Annotated in this window: 8 protein-coding genes; 7 read left to right on the top strand and 1 reads right to left on the bottom strand. The window is 41.2% G+C overall.

Annotation, left to right across the window (positions count from 1 at the left end; genetic code table 11):
• Positions 1-2: 2 nt before the first annotated feature.
• Entirely contained in the window at positions 3-563 is a 561-nt protein-coding gene (gene frr / locus QVH07_RS14565) for a ribosome recycling factor (RefSeq protein ID WP_290001709.1), read from the top strand.
• Positions 564-592: 29 nt separating this feature from the next.
• On the opposite strand, the gene QVH07_RS14560 is transcribed toward frr, so the two are convergent.
• Positions 593-3232, bottom strand: coding sequence for a DUF5686 and carboxypeptidase regulatory-like domain-containing protein (locus tag QVH07_RS14560; RefSeq protein WP_290001707.1), 2640 nt, complete (start codon positions 3230-3232; stop codon positions 593-595).
• A 525-nt stretch (positions 3233-3757) separates the two neighbouring features.
• On the opposite strand from QVH07_RS14560, the gene QVH07_RS14555 reads away from it, so the two are divergent.
• The 6 genes from QVH07_RS14555 (at position 3758) to QVH07_RS14530 (ending at position 18707) form a co-directional block, all read left to right on the top strand.
• Positions 3758-6742, top strand: a complete 2985-nt coding sequence (locus QVH07_RS14555; RefSeq protein WP_290001704.1) for a SusC/RagA family TonB-linked outer membrane protein — start codon at positions 3758-3760, stop codon at positions 6740-6742.
• Positions 6743-6760: 18 nt separating this feature from the next.
• A complete protein-coding gene (locus QVH07_RS14550; protein ID WP_290001703.1) occupies positions 6761-8242 on the top strand; it encodes a RagB/SusD family nutrient uptake outer membrane protein in 1482 nt (493 codons plus the stop codon).
• Between the two features lie 63 nt (positions 8243-8305).
• Positions 8306-11596 (top strand): VCBS repeat-containing protein, encoded by a 3291-nt coding sequence (locus tag QVH07_RS14545; RefSeq protein ID WP_290001700.1) that lies wholly within the window; start codon positions 8306-8308, stop codon positions 11594-11596.
• 55 nt (positions 11597-11651) lie between these two features.
• Positions 11652-12152, top strand: coding sequence for a hypothetical protein (locus QVH07_RS14540; RefSeq protein ID WP_290001697.1), 501 nt, complete (start codon positions 11652-11654; stop codon positions 12150-12152).
• A complete protein-coding gene (locus QVH07_RS14535) occupies positions 12149-15451 on the top strand; it encodes a VCBS repeat-containing protein (RefSeq protein ID WP_290001694.1) in 3303 nt (1100 codons plus the stop codon). Before QVH07_RS14540 ends, QVH07_RS14535 begins: the two co-directional genes overlap by 4 nt.
• A complete protein-coding gene (locus tag QVH07_RS14530; protein WP_290001692.1) occupies positions 15420-18707 on the top strand; it encodes a VCBS repeat-containing protein in 3288 nt (1095 codons plus the stop codon). Before QVH07_RS14535 ends, QVH07_RS14530 begins: the two co-directional genes overlap by 32 nt.
• Positions 18708-18770 lie beyond the last annotated feature (63 nt).

The following is an 18770-nucleotide window of genomic DNA, read 5'->3' as shown; positions in this document are numbered from 1 at the left end:
TTATGGAAGAAATAGAAATGTTTTTAGATGAGGCCAAAGAACTGATGCAAAAGGCCGTCAAACACACAAGCTCTGAACTTCTAAAAATCAGAGCTGGCAAAGCTATGCCAAACCTACTGGACTCGGTAATGGTAGAATACTATGGGACAAACACTCCTTTATCCCAGGTGGCTTCCATCAATACCCCAGATGGCAGAACTTTAGCAATCAAGCCATGGGAGAAAAATTTGATCCCAGACATAGAGAGGGCTATTATTAATTCAGACCTTGGACTAGCTCCGCAAAATAATGGAGAGATGGTCATACTCACAATCCCAGCTCTGACCGAAGAAAGAAGACTTACTTTGGTCAAGCAGGCAAAGCATGAATGCGAACAGGGAAAGGTTTCTATCCGAACTGTCAGAAAGGACACAAATGATTCTCTCAAGCAACTTCAAAAGGACGGAGTAGCTGAGGACGAAATCAAAAGAGCGGAGGACAAAGTTCAGAAATTGACGGATAGCTATTCACATAAGATCGATGAACTGTTCGATCAGAAAGAAAAAGACATAATGACTGTATAAATTAAGGCCCTGAAAATTCAGGGCCTTTTTTAATTATCTCCAGAACTGACGGTAATAAATGTGGCTATACCAAATCTGGCTCCCCCTCTGAGGTAATTTCCATTCTCGAATCCTGCACCAAATTCCACTCGAAAAATCCTGAACAGATTATCCAGACTATAACCCACTTCCCAGTAATGTGGAGAATTTTCAGTTTTTAGATAATTGAAAAAGATATTTTCACGAAGTCCAGAAAACCTCAACATCGGAAGTTGTGTGAAAAGAAACTTTCTGAATTGGTAGTGAACAATACTTGAAAAGTAAGAAGTCTGGGTACTGTATTTATAGTAGTCCATAAACCGGTAATTCGAGGCCGGGCCAAAATTTGAAAAGATCGTGCGGTTACCTCCAAAATGCTGGAAGTCCTGGAAGTACACCTGATCATTGCTGAGGAAAGTTCCACCGGTAATTTTAAAATCCAAATCCCCGCTTACTCCAAAATCAAAAGCGTGTTCTATTCCCAGGCTCACATGATCATAGCTTGCGGCCATATCTGAAATTCCACCAAATGCCCTTTCGTACGCAAATTTAATCAAGGGCGATCTGGACGTATTCGGATATTTCACTCCATTATAAATGTTGTAGGTAATACCAGGTCTCCAATCAATTGAACCCCTCAGGATCAAGGCCTGATGATCCTGAAAACTCATATCAGAGGTTTCTACATTCTCTGGTTGATTTGGTGTATAGACTCTCTCTGGTTTATTATAAAAGCTGTAATTCGAATTATTGAACAATTGATTTCTGTCCGCATAAGTTAGATTCACCCGGTAAGTAAATCCTGAATTTACCCGATGAGCCCAATAGGCCCGGACGAAACTTTGATCGTAAAGCTTCATGTAGTTTTGACGAAACAACAAAGAATAGAATGCATTCACCTGCTCATTGATAGGATCCCCACCATTGAACTGATAAATATATCGGCCACCTTCTATTCCTCTGGTTAGTCCTGAGATTGCCTCAGTCTGGGACCACCGAATATTTACTTTGCCATAAAACTGATTGCTGGAAAAACCATATCGTAGTTCTGGTTCTATGTTGAAACTTTTTCGAATAGAATTGACAGAGTCAGCCAGCTTTATCCTCTCATACTTTCGATAGTAAAGCCCCAAACCCATTTTAAAACCTTCCACTGTGTTGAATGAAAACTTTGTCCAGTTTTGGCGGAAGCCAATGGACTTTCCTCCTCCCAGACTATATGAAGCCCCATTCATAAAGTCCAAAGGCCTGTATTTCGTTCTTGCTTTTTTGGCTACTGAATCCACATCGCTCATTTTAGCCGCTTCCACCACAGCCAGACTGTCATCTCTTTTGTAACCGGCTATTTCTTTGTCCGTCAAAGGAACCGGTCGAATGCTATCCCAATAAGACAACTCTCTTTTCTTCGCAAGAGAGTCAACTGAATAGTACCTCTCAGAAGTCACATTCTCATTCTGCTCTTTTTCCTCCTTAAGCATTTCCTTCTCATACTCATTCATGAGCTTCCTGTACTCTTTTCGGGTTTTGGGTTCTTCATCTGCCAATTTTTGAAAAACAGACTTCTCCGAATCCTTCTTTTTGATTTCTTCAGGGACTTCCTCGATTTTCTCATCGATGATATCCGGCACCTCCACCAAATCCTCATTTAATGTGAGCTCATAATCACGGGTTGAGGCGAGATAATTGAAGTTTCCTTCAAAGCCAAAAAATTTACCGCCGAACTTGTAGGTATGGGTCAGAGGCATCCAGACATTTTCCTCTACTGGGGCATATTGCTGGGTTGCCTGAATTTGGAATCCCAGCAAGGACGTCTGGAGATTCAGACTGTGTATCGCCCAAAGGTCCTCAATTATGTAAATGTATCCTTCGAAAACCTGCTCCCCTCTAGACCGAGGTGTAACTTTAATTTTGCTCACAAGTACATCCTGATCAAAGAAGCTGCCTTCATATTTGAATCGGTAATACTGAAAAGCAGCTCTAGAAAGTGGTGAGATAATGTCATTAATTTTTTCCTGATAAAAACTCGTTTCTATATAAGGTGCTGGTGATGTGGCCTGATTATCCCCATTTGTTCGAATGGAAATCACCTTCTCTTCCACCTTGTCTGGTTGGGTGAAAGTTATTCTGGAAACCGATTCTGAGGTATATGCTTCATTCAACTTTAACCCTTCTTCTTCCAGCGTTTTCTTCAGAAAAAATGGTGCATCCGTGAGCTGGCCCGTACCCTTTAAATAAACGGTCATGGAATACTGTTGAACCTGCAGCCTATGATACTTGGCCTTGGCAATGGCCTTTCTCATAATGGTCAGAGCAGGATCTTCCTGACCTGCCTCTACCTCCACTGTCTCCAAGGTGTAGGTTTGTGGTTTGAGTCTAGCGGTAAACTCAGTCCACCCATCCTCTACTATTATAGTTTCTATAAGCGACTCATATCCCAGATACTGAAAAATCACATCATAAATTCCAGGAGGCAAAGCAAACTCAAATCGACCTTCTTCATTGGTCGGCACTCCGTCTCCGATATTTCTCACATAAACTGAGGCATAGGAAAGAATTTCTCCTTCTTCTGAAAGAACCGTACCCCGAATTCCCTGAGCGTTTGAAGACAAGGCCAAAGCAATCATCGAGAACAAAAAAATGACTCGTTTCATCAAAGTTGGTTTAGTTAAAAATCCAAATTCATTGTTGCCCAATTATACTCAATAGATTTTATGAATCTATTTTTCATTCAGACGAGACGCAGAGTTTTAAGTTTAATTAGCTAATTGAAAAAATGTCCTGGTAGTCAGCCTTGGCTATCCCACTGATAATCAGAAATAGACTAAATTCTTTGTAGACTTTTTCTCACAATCAGAGAAACTTATATAAAATTTTTAAAAATGTCTCGCAATCGATTTAAATGCTTGTTTCGGCTATCCGACGAATTCTCATTTTTTTAATAAAAATGAAATATTTTAAGTATTTGTAAAAGGAAATCGATTTCCATTAACAATTAATTAACACAATAGATATTTCTTTAATCATCCACTAAACTTTGGTTTCATTTGTTGATTTAACTGGATTTAAGGGTGGTCTTTCGCCAATGTTAAGAATTGCAAAATTAAAATTTAAAGAACACTTTAGCCGCGAATTCGAATGTGTTCAACTAATTCGTTTTTTGAAAATTTATAAATCTTATGAGAAACAATTTACCAAAAATGAAGTCGTTGCTTCTGGCATTGCTCCTTACGCTGAGTACGGTCATGCTGGTCAACGCGCAAACCAGGACGGTGACTGGAACCGTTCTTGATGGAACTTTTGGCGAAGGGATTCCCGGAGCCACGGTTCTTGTGAAGGGTACTACCAGAGGTGTGCCGACCGACTTGGATGGAAAGTTTACACTTGAAATTCAGGAAGGGGACGAAATTCTAGTTTTTTCTTTCGTGGGTTATGTAACTCAGGAAGTGGAAATTGGAAATCAAACTGAATTTACTGTAACTCTTGAAGAAGATATCACTAGCCTTCAGGAGACAGTGGTAGTTGGTTACGGAATTCAAGACAAAAAAGAAATTACTTCTGCTGTGGTGGGAGTTAAGCCGGAGGAATTCAACCGGGGAAATATTTCAAACCCTGCCCAATTGCTTCAAGGTAAAGTAGCTGGTCTATCGATTACAAGAGCTGGCGGTAGTCCAAATGCAGGTTTTAATGTCAGACTGAGAGGTCTTTCCACCTTCGGTGCAAACCAATCTCCACTTATAGTATTGGATGGTGTGATTGGTGCTTCTATCGAAAATGTCGATCCGAATGATATCGAATCTATCGATGTATTGAAGGACGGTTCTGCGGCAGCAATTTACGGTGCTAGAGGTTCTTCCGGTGTAATCCTGATTACTACCACGAAGAAGTCAAACCGAGAGGGGTCCACGACTGTAAATGTCAACACATTTGGAACTGTTGATCAGGCTACTAACCTGATTCCTGTACTTTCTCCAGAAGAGTTTATCGAAAGAGGAGGAACTGATTTTGGAAGTAGAACAGACTGGAGAGAAGAGCTTATTCAGGATGCATTTTCATACACTGCAAATGCTTCAGTTTCTGGCGGATTTGGAAGTACCAATTACATGGCTTCTGTAAACTTCCGAGATAATCAGGGAATTGTAAAAGGTGAATCCAATACCAGATTGAATACAAGATTGAACTTATCTCAGTCAGCTATAAATGAAAGATTGAGACTGAACGTTAACCTTTCTTTCTCAAATATTGATTCTGAATCCATCAACGGTGGAGCATTCAGATATGCGACTATTTATAATCCTACAGCTCCAGTTTTTGAAGATACTGAGGATGCAAATGAGAGATTTGGCGGTTATTTCCAAAGAGATCTTTTCGACTTCTTCAATCCTGTGGCTCTTGCTCAGCAACAGCAGTTTATTGGTGAAACAAAAACAGCCTTGACATCTTACCGAGCTGAGTTCGACATCTTACCAAACTTGACCGTTGCGGCTCAATACTCTCAGGATAGAAGAAATACACTCTCCGGAGCTTTCTGGAGTCGACAGGATTTCCAAGTAGGTTTTGGTGCTGGTGGTTCAGCCCAAAGAAATACTTTTGACAGATATCAGAAGATTTTGGAAACTACTTTAAGGTATGAAACAGACCTATTTGATGGCTTGAACATGGCGGTCCTTGGTGGACTTGGTTTTCAAACCACAAGAAATCAGGGTTTCAACGCCCGATCTCGTCAGTTCCTGTTTGATCTTGGATGGAATAACTTGGGTGCAGGTGCAATTAGAGTAGGTAACAATACCGACATGTCCTCATTCGCTAATGAAGATCAGTTAAACTCCGCATTTGGTAGAGTGAACTTTAATTACAATAACACCTTTTTCTTCTCTGCTTCGGCAAGAGCAGAAACCTATTCTGGATTTGGTGAAAATAACCAAACTGGTGTATTCCCTGCCTTCAGTGCGGGAGCTGACTTTACTCAGATTTTTGACATGGGTGTATTTACTCAGTTTAAGCCAAGAGTTTCTTATGGTATAACTGGTAACCTTCCTCCATCACCAACCCTTGCGCTTGGTGTATTCGGTAATGGTAACAGAATAGATTTGGATGGAGATCCATTAACCCAAAATGACATCTATGTTGGTATCGTACAGAACTCTAACCCAAACAGAGATTTGAAGTGGGAAACAAAGGCAGAATTCAACGTGGGTGTGGACTTCGCTATGTTCAATGATAAATTAACAGCGAGTGTTGACTACTACACTAGAAATATTTCTGACTTACTATTCAACGTACCTGTAGCAACAGGTGCTCCGAACCCATTCGATCCAGGAAGGTTTAATACTGTGGGTAGTACTTGGGTAAACCTTGCAGACCTTAGAGCTGCCGGTTTTGAATTTGCTTTGGGAGTAAATCAAATTGCACTTGGCGAAGTTCGTTGGAGTCCAAATGTAAACTTCACTCTGTATGATAAAACAGAAATTGAAAGTTTATCCGCTGGTGATCTAGGTTTTGACGAGCTAAGATTCGCAACTCCTGGTGCTCCTGGACAGAACAACAATCCAATTATCTACAATAGAGTTGGTGAGAAAGTGGGTGACATTTATGGTCCAAGATTAGAAGGATTAACCGACGGCGGAGAGTACGTTCTTTCTACCACAAATCCTGATGAATTTGAAAGACTTGGAAATGGTCTACCAGCTGGAGAATTTGGTTTTGCTAACAGCTTTGCGTACAGGAACTGGTCTTTGAATTTCTTCTTCAGAGGAACTTGGGGTCATGACTTGTATAATTCTTACAGAGGTTTCTACGAAAATCAAGATGCTGGCTCAAATACCTGGAATTCAGTTGTCACGGATAAAACTGAGTTCGTCACTTCTACACCGACGTTCAACAGTTCTTATGTAGAAAACGCTTCTTTCGTTAGACTTGACAACTTGGAATTGGGCTATAACTTCCCAACAAAATCTGAGAATTTGAGTAATTTAAGAGTATACTTCGCAGGACAAAACCTGTTCACAATCACTAATTACACTGGTATTGATCCAGAAGCAAGATTGACTGATGCAGAGAACGGAGATGGGTTTACCACTTCACTTTCTCCAGGTATTGAGCGAAGAAATACATTCTTCCAGGTAAGGTCCTTTACCTTGGGTCTTACTGTGAATTTTAAATAACAATCAAACAAAAGACATATGTTTAAATCAATTAAAAAAATCTGTCTACTGGTACCAGTGGTGATGCTTGCATCTTGCTGGGAGTTGGATCAGGAGGTTCTCGATGGAGTAACTGCTGATGATGTGGCGAATAGTGATAATCCAGTTTTGATTGATGTGTTAAAGGCTTCTGCTTACTCCAGAATCGTGGGTAGCTGGGGTGGACACAACAGTATCTGGTCTATTCACGAGGTTGCCTCCGATGAATTAGCAATTCCCCAAAAAGGAGCTGACTGGGAAGATGGTGGATTATGGCTAAGAGTACACAGACATACTTGGCAACCATCTGACGAAGCGTTTAACAATTCTTGGAACTATTGCTATTCTGCTATTGGGGAGATCAATAACCTTTTGATCCAATATCCTGATCTTCCAGCTTTGAATGCTGAATTGAAAATTCTAAGAGCGTTTGTTTATTTGTGGTTGATCGATTCCTTTGGAAATGTGCCGATTGTAACGGAAGCTTCTACTGGAGGTAACCCAACCAATAATACGCGCCAGGAAGTATTCGATTTCATTGAAAGTTCTATTCTGGATAATGCGGCTTTGCTTCCTCAAGTTGATAGCAAAACGACCATGAATTTCTATACTGCACATGCTGTTTTGGCAAAGCTCTATTTAAATGCGGAGATTTATACAGGAACCCCAAGATGGGCAGATGCAGAAGCTGCTGCTGATGTAGTAATAGGAGGACCTTATTCTCTATCGACAAACTTCTTCAGTAACTTCTCAACAAGAAATGGCGGTTCCACTGAGAACATTTTCACACTTCCTTATGACGAGAATAATGCAGGTGGATTTAACCTTGCACAGATGACTCTTCACTATTCTAGTCAGGCAACTTATGACCTTCAGGAGCAGCCTTGGAATGGATATGCATCTCTCGAAGAGTTTTATAATAGCTTTGATGATGAAGATGTGAGAAAAGGTAGTTTCTTAGAAGGTCCTCAGTTTGCCTCTGATGGAAGCAGGTTGAACGATATCTCGGCAGAGGATGAGGATCCAGATGGAGAACCACTTACTTTCACACCTGAAATTAATATGCTTGCTCCTAATGCCCTACGACAGGCTGGAGTTAGAGTGGGTAAATTTGAGTTTGCCACAGGCGCAGGTTCTAACTTGAGCAATGACTATCCACTTTTGAGATTAGCTGATATCATGTTGATCAAAGCTGAGGCTGACCTAAGACAAGGAGGTTCTGAAGCCCTTGACATTGTAAACCAAATCAGAACAAGAGCAGGACTTGAAGGACTTTCCTCGGTGACTCTTGAAGATATTTATGATGAAAGAGGTAAAGAATTGTTTGCTGAAGCTTCCAGAAGAACGGATATGATCAGGTTCGGTAAGTTTAATGAGCCATGGTGGGAGAAAGGTGCTTCTGAGCCATTCAGAGCGCTATTCCCGATTCCATTACAGCAGATTAATGCGAACCCTAACTTGGTTCAGAATCCAGGTTATTAATAGTCTAGAATTTCTTATTGAAAGGAAGTGTACTTTTGTGCACTTCCTTTTTTTATCCTTTTAATGAAGTATCATCTCCATACCATATGCTTTCTTTTGCTGACTCTCGGAGCATGCGCTCCAAAGGCAGAACAAGAGGGTAATGCTCTTTGGAAACCACTTCTACAAAACCAAACAGGTATTCAGTTCAGAAATGATCTGGAATATACAGAACAGGTCAATCCTTACACATTTCGGAATTTTTATAATGGCGCAGGAGTCGCTTTGGGAGACATAAACAATGATGGTCTAATTGATATTTTTTTCACCGGAAATCAGGTATCTAATCGTCTTTATTTGAATAAGGGAAAACTGATCTTCGAAGATATCACAGAAAAAGCCGGGCTTGCCAGTCTGGGAGTATGGTCTACCGGTGTAAGTATGGCAGACATCAATCAGGACGGGCTCCTGGATATTTACGTTTGCAAATCCGGACCTCCGGGAGGCCCAAATAGAAAAAATCAGCTTTTCATCAATCAGGGAAACAACAGCTTCCAGGACCAGGCTGAGGAATATGGTCTTGATGAAGAAGGTTTATCCCAACATGCTGTGTTTTTCGATTTTGATAAGGATGGTGATCTGGACATGTACCTTCTCAGCAATTCAGGTCGCTCTGTTGGCGTATATGATCTTAGAGAAGGGCAGCGAGAAATCAGAGATCCAGAAGGAGGAAACAAACTTTTTCGAAATGATGGAGAAACTTTTAAAGATATAAGCGAAGAAGCTGGAATTTATGGAAGCTCCATCGGATATGGTTTAGGGGTGACTGTCGCTGATTTGAATCAGGATTCCTGGCCAGACCTATATATTTCGAATGACTTTTTTGAGCGGGATTATCTTTATATAAACAACCAGAATGGGACATTCACAGAATCCCTGGAGCTCATGCTGAATGAGATTAGTTTAGGTTCCATGGGAGCAGATGTAGCTGACCTAAATAATGATGGTCTCCAGGAAATTTTCGTGACAGAAATGCTTCCTGCCACATGGGAAAGAATTAAAACCAAAACCCCATTCGAAGATTGGGATAAATATCAAGCGAATTTGGCAAATGGATATTATCATCAATTTACAAGAAATACACTTCAGCAAAACCTTGGTTTCCCACCAGAATCAGACCTCCCTGTGTTTTCTGAAATCTCCAGGATTACAGGCACAGATGCCACAGACTGGAGCTGGGGAGCGCTAATCTTCGATGCTGATAACGATGGGTTAAAAGATATTTTTGTAGCAAATGGCATAGTCAAGGATTTGACAGACTTTGACTTCGTGGATTTCTACACAGACCGACAGAGTGAGATTGAGCAGTTGAAAGAAGATTCTCTTTTGGTTACTCGGATGATTGATCAGTTTCCCTCCGTCCCACTTCAAAATTATTGGTTTAAGAACCAAGGAAACTGGGCGTTTCAAAATGAGGCTGGGACCCAAGGGCTAAATGAATTAACTTTTTCAACCGGATCGGCATATGGGGATTTGGACAATGATGGAGATTTAGATTTGGTGGTAAATAATCAAAATGATTTTGCCTCTATTTATCAAAATCAATCCATGGAACTTGGCCTTGGTAATTACATCAAGTTCGATTTTGGAAATAATTTTGGCACGAAGGTGACCCTCTATTATGACGGGCAAATCCAGTTTCAGGAATACCAGCCTGTTAAAGGTTACCTATCCTCTGTAGCTCAGGAAACTCATTTTGGAATAGATTCCGTCAATACGATAGACTCTGTAAAAATTCTTTGGCCGAATGGTAAAATAAGCAAGCTATACGACGTAAAAACAAATCAAGTTATAAATCCAGAGCTTGCTGAAGAAGAAGATTTTTATCCAGATTTTAATTCAACTCCACCGATTTTTTCAAAAGCAAAAGAATTAGGAATTAAGCACGACGAAAGTGATTTTATCGACTTTGACAGAGACCGTCTTCGCTTTCGAATGATCAGTAATGAAGGACCAGAAGCTGCTAAAGCGGATATAAATTCAGATGGATTTGAAGATATTTTTATTCCCGGTCCAAAAGGAAAGCCTTCAAGAATATTCCTCCAAAATTCTGACCGAATCTTTTCAGAATTTATTTTTGAAGCGGAAAGTATACAGGATTCTGAAGACGTTGTTGGACATTTTTTCTATGCGAATGAGGACGAATATCCTGACCTGATTATCGGCGCAGGAGGAATCGAATATGGAAACTATAACTCAAATTATCAGGATCGCCTTTACCTGAATGACGGTAATGGAAACTTCACCAGAAGTGAAGTCAAATTCAAGAGCACGCCCACATCATTCATTTTGGATTGGGATATTGATTCTGACGGCGACCTGGACCTAATCATCGGCGAGAGGGCTATCCCATTCTCTTACGGACTTCCTGCAGGTTTACAGTTGTGGGAGAACAATGGAAAAGGTGAATTCACGGATATTTCAGAAAGATATTTGGCTGATTTGAACCCGCTTGGCTTGTTGAGAGATGGAGCTATTTCCGATTTAGATCAGGATGGAATTCCAGAGTTAATTGTGGTGGGAGAATGGATGCCCTTGAGAATTTTCTCAATGAACTCTGAATCTTGGACGGACAGAACTACGGAATTTGGTTTTACAAATACTTCTGGTCTTTGGCAGGAAATCAAAATCGTAGATTTAAATAAAGATGGCCTTCCAGATATCCTTGCCGGAAACTGGGGACTAAACTCAAGGATTCGAAGCAATGAAACGAATCCTCTAAAAATGATTATCAATGATTTTGATGCCAATGGATCTACTGATCCAATTATGGCATTCGAATCTGAGGGACAACATATCCCCTATGTTTTGAAAAACACCTTGCTAAAGCAAATTCCGGGTTTACGTAAACAACTTTTAACCTATGATTCCTACAAGGTCAAAACTTTAGAAGAGCTATTTGGGGATGAAATCCTATCAAAATCCGTAACTTTAGGGGCTGAAAATTTAGCTTCTAGCCTTTGGCTAAATCAGGGAAACGGAGCCTTTAAATCCATCCAACTTCCTCATGAAGCTCAACTGTCTCCAATTTTTTCTTTTGAATCCTTAAGCCTATCGGGATATGACTTCCCACTGGTTTTGTTTGGGGGAAACCAATCTAAGGTGAAACCCGAACTAGGATCACAAATGGGAAGTTTTGGAGGAGTGCTGATGACTGAAGATGGAGAAAACTGGAAGGCTGTCTCAATGGAAGAGACAGGGCTTTTCATTCCTGGAGAAACACGGGATATGATGATTCTGGAATCATCAGAAACAAAAAGACTAATTGTATTTAGAAATAATGATGATGCGCTGGAGTTTGAAATTATTCAGTAGGAGTTTGGTAGGGCTAGCTTTCATTCTGGCCTCTTGCGAAACCGAATATCAGAAAATGGAGTCTAGGGAATTAGCCTCCGGCAAAGTGGTGAATGACATTTTCCTGGGTTTGGAACTAGGTATGACTCAAAAATCCTTTTATGAGACCTGCTGGGATTTAAATAAAGAAGGCATCCTCACCAATGGACCGACCGAGCTTTCAGTAGAATATAAAGCAGATATGCCTTCAGGGAATAAAGCTTCGATGCGCTTTTTCCCAAAGTTTAATGAAAAGAAAATCTACCTCATGCCGGTAGAATTTACATACGAGGCTTACGCTCCTTGGAATGAGGAGATGAATTCAGATCGCTTACTGGACGACGTTAAAGTCCTTTTCGAGGAGTGGTACGGTGAGGGTTTTATTGAGGTGACCGATGAAGATGAGACCAAAAGAGTTTGGGTAAAAGTGGACGGAAACAGGAGGATTCGAATTTTCAAAAAGCACATTTCTGTGGTTCGGGCTGAGATTGTGGATTTGCCATTGTATAAAAACATTCAATCGGAGAAACCTTCATGAAAAAATTACTATTAGCTGGAATAGTCACTCTTGGCCTTTTTGCCTGCGGGCAAAATGAACCTCAGGAAGTTTCCGATCCACTATTTGAGGAGATTAGTTCGGAAGTTTCAGGTTTGGATTTTGCCAATAATCTCTCATTCGATGAGGACTTCAATATTTTCACCTACCGGAATTATTACAATGGAGGTGGTGTAGCCCTCGGAGATGTAAATAATGATGGACTTTTGGATGTCTATCTCACCGCCAATATGTCCTCAAATAAACTCTATTTGAACAAGGGAGATTTCAAATTTGAGGATGTTACGGAAACCGCTGGTGTAGCCGGTAATCGTGCATGGAGTACGGGCGTAGCCATGGCTGATGTCAATGCTGACGGCTTTCTGGATATTTACGTTTGTAATTCAGGGGATATTCAGGGAGATAACAAGCAAAACGAGCTTTTCATTAATCAGGGAGACGGCACTTACTTGGAGCAAGCTGAGGAGTATGGCCTGGCCGACCAAGGTTTTAGCACGCATGCGGTTTTCTTCGATTTTGATAAGGACGGGGATCTAGATGTGTACTTATTAAACAATAGCTATCAGGCTATCGGTAGCTTTAATAAAATGCAAAATGAGCGGCCCGTCCGTGACGAGGTTGGCGGCGATAAGCTTTTTGAAAATCGTGAAGGAAAATTTTTCGATATCAGTGAACAAGCCGGAATTTATGGAAGTGTAATTGGCTTTGGGCTGGGCATTACCATTGGAGATGTGAACCAGGACACCTGGCCGGATATCTTTATTTCCAATGATTTTTTCGAGAAGGATTATTTATATATCAATAATCAGGACGGTACCTTCACCGAGTCTCTGGAAAAATCAATGCGCTCCATCAGTGCGGCCTCCATGGGAGCAGACATCGCCGATATTAATGGGGATGGCTTTCTTGATATTTTCGTGACTGACATGCTTCCTGAGCCTCCTGCCCGAATCAAGCAGGTCACCACCTTCGAAAACTGGGACAAGTACCAATTCAACTTGAATTACGGATACTATCATCAGTTTAGTAGAAACATGCTTCACCTGAATAATGGAGACGGGACCTTCAGCGAATTGGGAAGACTGGCCAATGTAGAGGCTACCGACTGGAGTTGGGGAGCATTGATTTTTGACATGGATAGTGATGGAAAGCGAGACCTTTTCGTAGCAAATGGGATTTATCAGGACATCACAGATTTGGACTATCTGAACTTCATTGATGATGCAGATACTAAAATGAAAATCATCTCTGAAGAGGGTGTGGATTACAAAGCTTTGATTGACCCTATTCCTGTAAATCCTGTTCCAAATTATGCATTTAAAAACGAAGGAGGATTGAATTTCACTAATCTGGCGACTGAATGGGGGTTAAGCAAAGCTATTCATTCTAACGGAGCGGCCTACGGTGATCTGGACAATGACGGCACTTTAGATTTAGTGGTAAATAATGTAAATCAACCTGCTCAGCTTTTCAAAAATCAGGGAAGAACCATTAATCCGGAGGCACATAGTCTACAAATAGAACTCAAAGGTGACAATAAAAATCTGGCAGGAATCGGAAGCCAGATCAGAGTGTTCCGCGAGATGGACACCCTCTATGCAGAACAGATACCTAACCGTGGATTTCAATCTTCCGTGGATCCACGGGTTTTCTTTGGCCTGGGCCAAAATGACAAAATTCAAAAGATTGAGATTCTGTGGCCGAGTGGAAAGCTTTCTGAAATTCAGGAGCCTCAGGCGGATCAAATTTTAACTGTTCTGGAAAAAGATGCCTCAGAAACCAATAAACCGTTCTTCGCAAACCTCCCAGAACCATTTTTCTCAAAGGAAGATGCGAACACAATTGATTTTGACCACGAGGAAAACATATTCGTTGATTTTGACAGAGATCGCCTGACCTACCACATGTATTCCACAGAAGGCCAGGCTTTGGCGAAAGGTGATGTGAATGGAGATGGCTTGGATGATCTTTTCTTTGGCGGAGCCAAAGGATTCTCAGGCCAAATCTATTTTCAGGATATGGAAGGATCCTACAAGGTTTCCGAACAACAGATTTTCGAAGAAGATAAGGATTCTGAAGACACAGATGCTGTGTTTTTTGATGCCAATGGAGACGGAGCATTTGATTTATTCGTGACCTCTGGGGGTAATGAATCTCCTCTTAATTCCAGAGAATTAATCGATAGGCTATATCTGAATGATGGCAAGGGAAATTTCACGAAAAGTGAGCAAGAAAGTCTGAATAGTGTAAGAGGAAGTAGCTCCTCAGTGGCCATTCTTGACATCAATCAAGACGGAAACCCGGATATTTTCACAGGTGGAAGGTTGGTCCCTTTTGTTTATGGCGCACCCTCCTCCTCTCAAGTTTGGATCAATGATGGGAATGGTAACTTCTCAGGAAAGGCGGCTGAGTTAGCCCCTTCACTGATTGACTTGGGAATGGTGACTGATGCTGTTGCCGCAGACTGGGATCAGGATGGAATAGATGATCTTGTTTTGGTTCAGGATTGGGGTCAACCTCTTTTCTTCAGGAACACCACGAAAGGCCTAGAATTGATCGAAAGTCCAGATCTTGATCAGCAGAAGGGCTGGTTCCGGCAGATCGCAGTAGGAGATTTTAACGAGGACGGTTATCCTGATTTTGTTCTGGGAAATCATGGACAAAATTCACGCTTTAAGGCATCTACAGAGCGGCCTATTAAAATGCATGTAAATGACTTTGATCAGAATGGTGCCATAGAACACCTCACTATTCAGGAAATTGATGGTCAGCAAATTCCTTTGACCCTTAAGCATGAGCTGGAAAAGCAGATTCCCTCAATAAGAAAGCGCTACATAAAATACAGCGATTACAATGATCAAACGCTTGAAGAAATATTCTCCCCAGAGGTTTTGGAAAAATCGATTGTGAAAGAAGTGAATGAGCTCAGAAGTGGGGTATTATTGAGTAAATCAAATGGACAATACGAATGGGTTCCCTTACCAAAAATGGCACAGAAATCCTGGGTTTTTGGGATTGCAGTGATGGACATCAACAAGGATCAACACCTCGATTTAATTCTTGGTGGTAATTTGAGTGGGGCTAAGCCAGAAGTGGGAAAGTATGATGCAAGTCAAGGAGAAGTTCTTCTGGGTGATGGAAACGGTGCATTTAGCTATTGGCCAAACTGGAAAAATGGTCTGAAATTGGAGGGAGATGTACGAGCGATCCAGCCGCTTTCGGAAAATTCCTTTTTGGTTTCAAAGAGTAATGATAAAGCTGAAATCTGGAGATTTGATTGAGGGTTTGATGAAAAGATTTTGCCTGCTCATATTGGGACTGAGTTCGATTTTTTGGTCTTGTGAGACGGAAAAGGAGAAGAAGGCATTCGATCTGCTGACTCCCGAAGAAAGCAGTGTAGATTTTGAAAATCGACTCATTTCTACTGACACCCTTAACATCATCGAATATCTTTATTTCTACAATGGAGGCGGGGTTGCTTCTGGAGATTTTAATCAAGACGGTCTGATCGATATTTTTTTCACTGGGAATCAAGTCTCGAATGAGCTTTACCTGAACCAGGGAAATCTGCAGTTTGAAAAAGCCACCGAATCGGCCGGTCTGGAATCCACTGGCACCTGGTCCACCGGGGTGGCCACTGGCGACGTAAATGGAGATGGATTGCTGGATATTTACGTATGTCAGGTTTCTGGATTTAAAGAACTTGAAGGTCAAAATAGGCTTTACATCAATCAGGGAGATGGAACTTTCATTGAACTTGCTGAATATTATGGAGTCGATTTTAAAGGGCTTAGTACCCATGCCGTATTTTTCGATTATGACAAAGACGGTGATCTTGACCTTTATCTATTAAACCATTCTGTAAAATCTCCAGAGGTCTTTACCAACTCCAAAAACAGAATCAAACCTGACCCTCTTGGGGATAAACTTTACCGGAATAAAGCCGCTCAAGGTGAAAGAGGATTTGAGGAAGTGACACAGGAAGCTGGAATTTACTCCTCCATATTAGGCTTTGGGCTTGGTGTGAGCATTAATGATTTTAATGAGGACGGCTGGTTGGATATTTATGTCGCCAACGATTTTACCGAGAACGATTACCTGTATTTGAATCAACAGGATGGAACTTTCATAGAATCATTGGAAAAATCACTTTCAAATACCAGCCGATACAGCATGGGCAATGATTCCGGTGATCTTAACGGTGACGGTTTACCGGAGATTTTCACCACTGACATGCTTGCTCAGGACCCCGAGATTTGGATGAAATCTGTGGGAGAGGATAAACAGGAAGTGTATGCGATAAAGAAGACTTTCGGCTATGCTGATCAATATGTAAGGAACAACCTTCAGTTGAATCGAGGCGAAGGAAACTTCTCAGAGGTAGCATACTTTTCGGGTGTGGGTGCCACAGATTGGAGCTGGTCTCCCCTTTTGGTCGATCTGGATAATGATGGGAATAAAGACATCCACATCACCAATGGAATAGTAAAACGACCTAATGACCTGGACTTCATCCAATACAGCCAAGAGGCTCCTGGAAATTTGACCATGACGGAACTCAGGAGGCGTCAGGTGGAGATGCTTCCCACTATGAAACTGAGTAATTTCACCTACAGAAACCTCGGAGATTTACGCTTTGAGGATGTTTCTGAGGAATGGGGACTGAATCAAGAATCCTATTCAAATGGATCATCCTATGCCGATTTGGATAATGACGGAGATTTGGATTTGATCATAAATAATATGGATCAGCCTGCCTTTATTTATGAGAATCTGACCGAAGGTAATGGTAATTCTTTCTTGCAGATCAAGCTGGAATCTAACTCTTTGAATCCTCTGGGAATAGGTTCAAAAGTCAGTTTATATTCATCAGGAAAAATCTGGTCTCAGCGGTTGATTACCAGCCGGGGCTTCCAATCTTCGGTAGCTCCTGAATTGATTTTTGGCCTGGGCCAAAACAAAAAAATCGACTCCATTCGAGTTGATTGGTCTGACTCCTATCCCGAGATATTCCTAACAGACTCTCTGAATACAACTTTATCCCTGAAAAAAGGGAATGGAAAAAGATTAGTCTTCGCTCAAAAAAACGAAACGGTTGAAATTAAAACCCTTGATTGGAAACATACCGAGAATGAGGATTTTGATGAATGGGATAGAGAGTATCTACTTCCCAGAAGCTTCGCAATGCTAGGACCTGCAGTAGCCGCTGGCGACGTGGATAAGGATGGAGATTTAGATATTTATCTGGGTGGTGCCAAAGATCAGGCTGGAGTTTTGATGATTCAGAAGGAAAATGGCTTTGAATCATTAGTTAATCCGATTTTTGAGCAGTTAGCCAAAGCTGAAGATGTAGTAGCGGAGTTCTCTGATTTTAATGGAGATGGACTCTTGGATCTTTATGTGGGCAGTGCCGGAAATGAACTGGAATCAGGAAATCTTTTTCTTTTTGACAGAGTCTATTTTGGGGATGGACAAGGTGATTTTCGATTCTCACCAAATGCCTTACCCCCAAGGGGTGAAAACACCTCGGCTTTAGCTATTCATGATTTCGATCAGGATGGTGATGATGATATTTTTGTTGGAGTTTCTGTGATCTCTGGGGATTATGGAGCTAGACCTTCCAGCTACTTATTGGTAAACGATGGAAATGGTCGATTTAAAGAAGCTACTTCAGAATTCTTCCCAGAATCGAATTCACTGGGAATGATCAATGCTGCCATTTGGGAGGATTTGGACCAGGATGGACAAAAGGAATTGATTCTATCCGGCGACTGGCAGAAATTGAGAGTTTTCAAAGTTGGAGATTCCGGAAAACTTCAGGAAATATTTCCAACGGGTCTGGAATATTCTGCTGGCTGGATTCAAGAAATCACATCCGGTGATTTCAATCAAGATGGCCTGATAGATTTAGCCATTGGGAATTTGGGCTTAAACTCAAAGCTCAAAGCAAGTGTAGAAAAACCCGTTTGGCTATATCATTATGATTTCGACAGCAATGGCCAAAATGACCCAATAATTTTCAGGTATTTGGGTGAAAGACTTGTGCCCTTAGTGAGTAGAGATGATTTAATTGCTCAAATCCCCGGTATCAAGGGGAAGCATAGCTCCTATGCGGAATACTCAAAAGTATCTTCACCAGAAGAGTTGCTAGCTTCAGAAGCTTTGCAGAAAGCCAATAAATATCCTGTCCATAACTTTCAGTCTGGAGTATATTTACAAAATGAGAGTGGTGGATTTGAATTCAAACCATTTCCTTCGGAGGCTCAATTGTCACCCATAAACTCAATAGAATGGATTGAAGAAAAAGGTCAATTGATTTTAGGTGGAAACATGTCAGGTTTCAGAGTGGATCTGGGTGATGCAAAAGCAAATGCACTGAGCATACTCAGCTGGAAAAATGGAAATTGCACGGCACTTCCCAACCCTGAGGGAGTTTCCACCTCTTTGGAAATCAAATCTGTCAAATCAATTCCTGGGTTAGGTTTCATATTAGCGGCGACGCATAACGGCCCCGTGTATCTTCTTCCCAATAAATAGCGTAAAACAGATGGAAATCAGGCTGTCAGAGCCGTTCCTTATAATTTCTTAAGGATTGCCATT

Origin of the sequence: Algoriphagus sediminis (assembly GCF_030403435.1) — a bacterium.
In the GTDB taxonomy this organism is placed as follows: domain Bacteria; phylum Bacteroidota; class Bacteroidia; order Cytophagales; family Cyclobacteriaceae; genus Algoriphagus; species Algoriphagus sediminis.
Note: the sequence above shows the minus strand (reverse complement) of the source record. Positions and strands in the feature narration are given on the sequence as shown.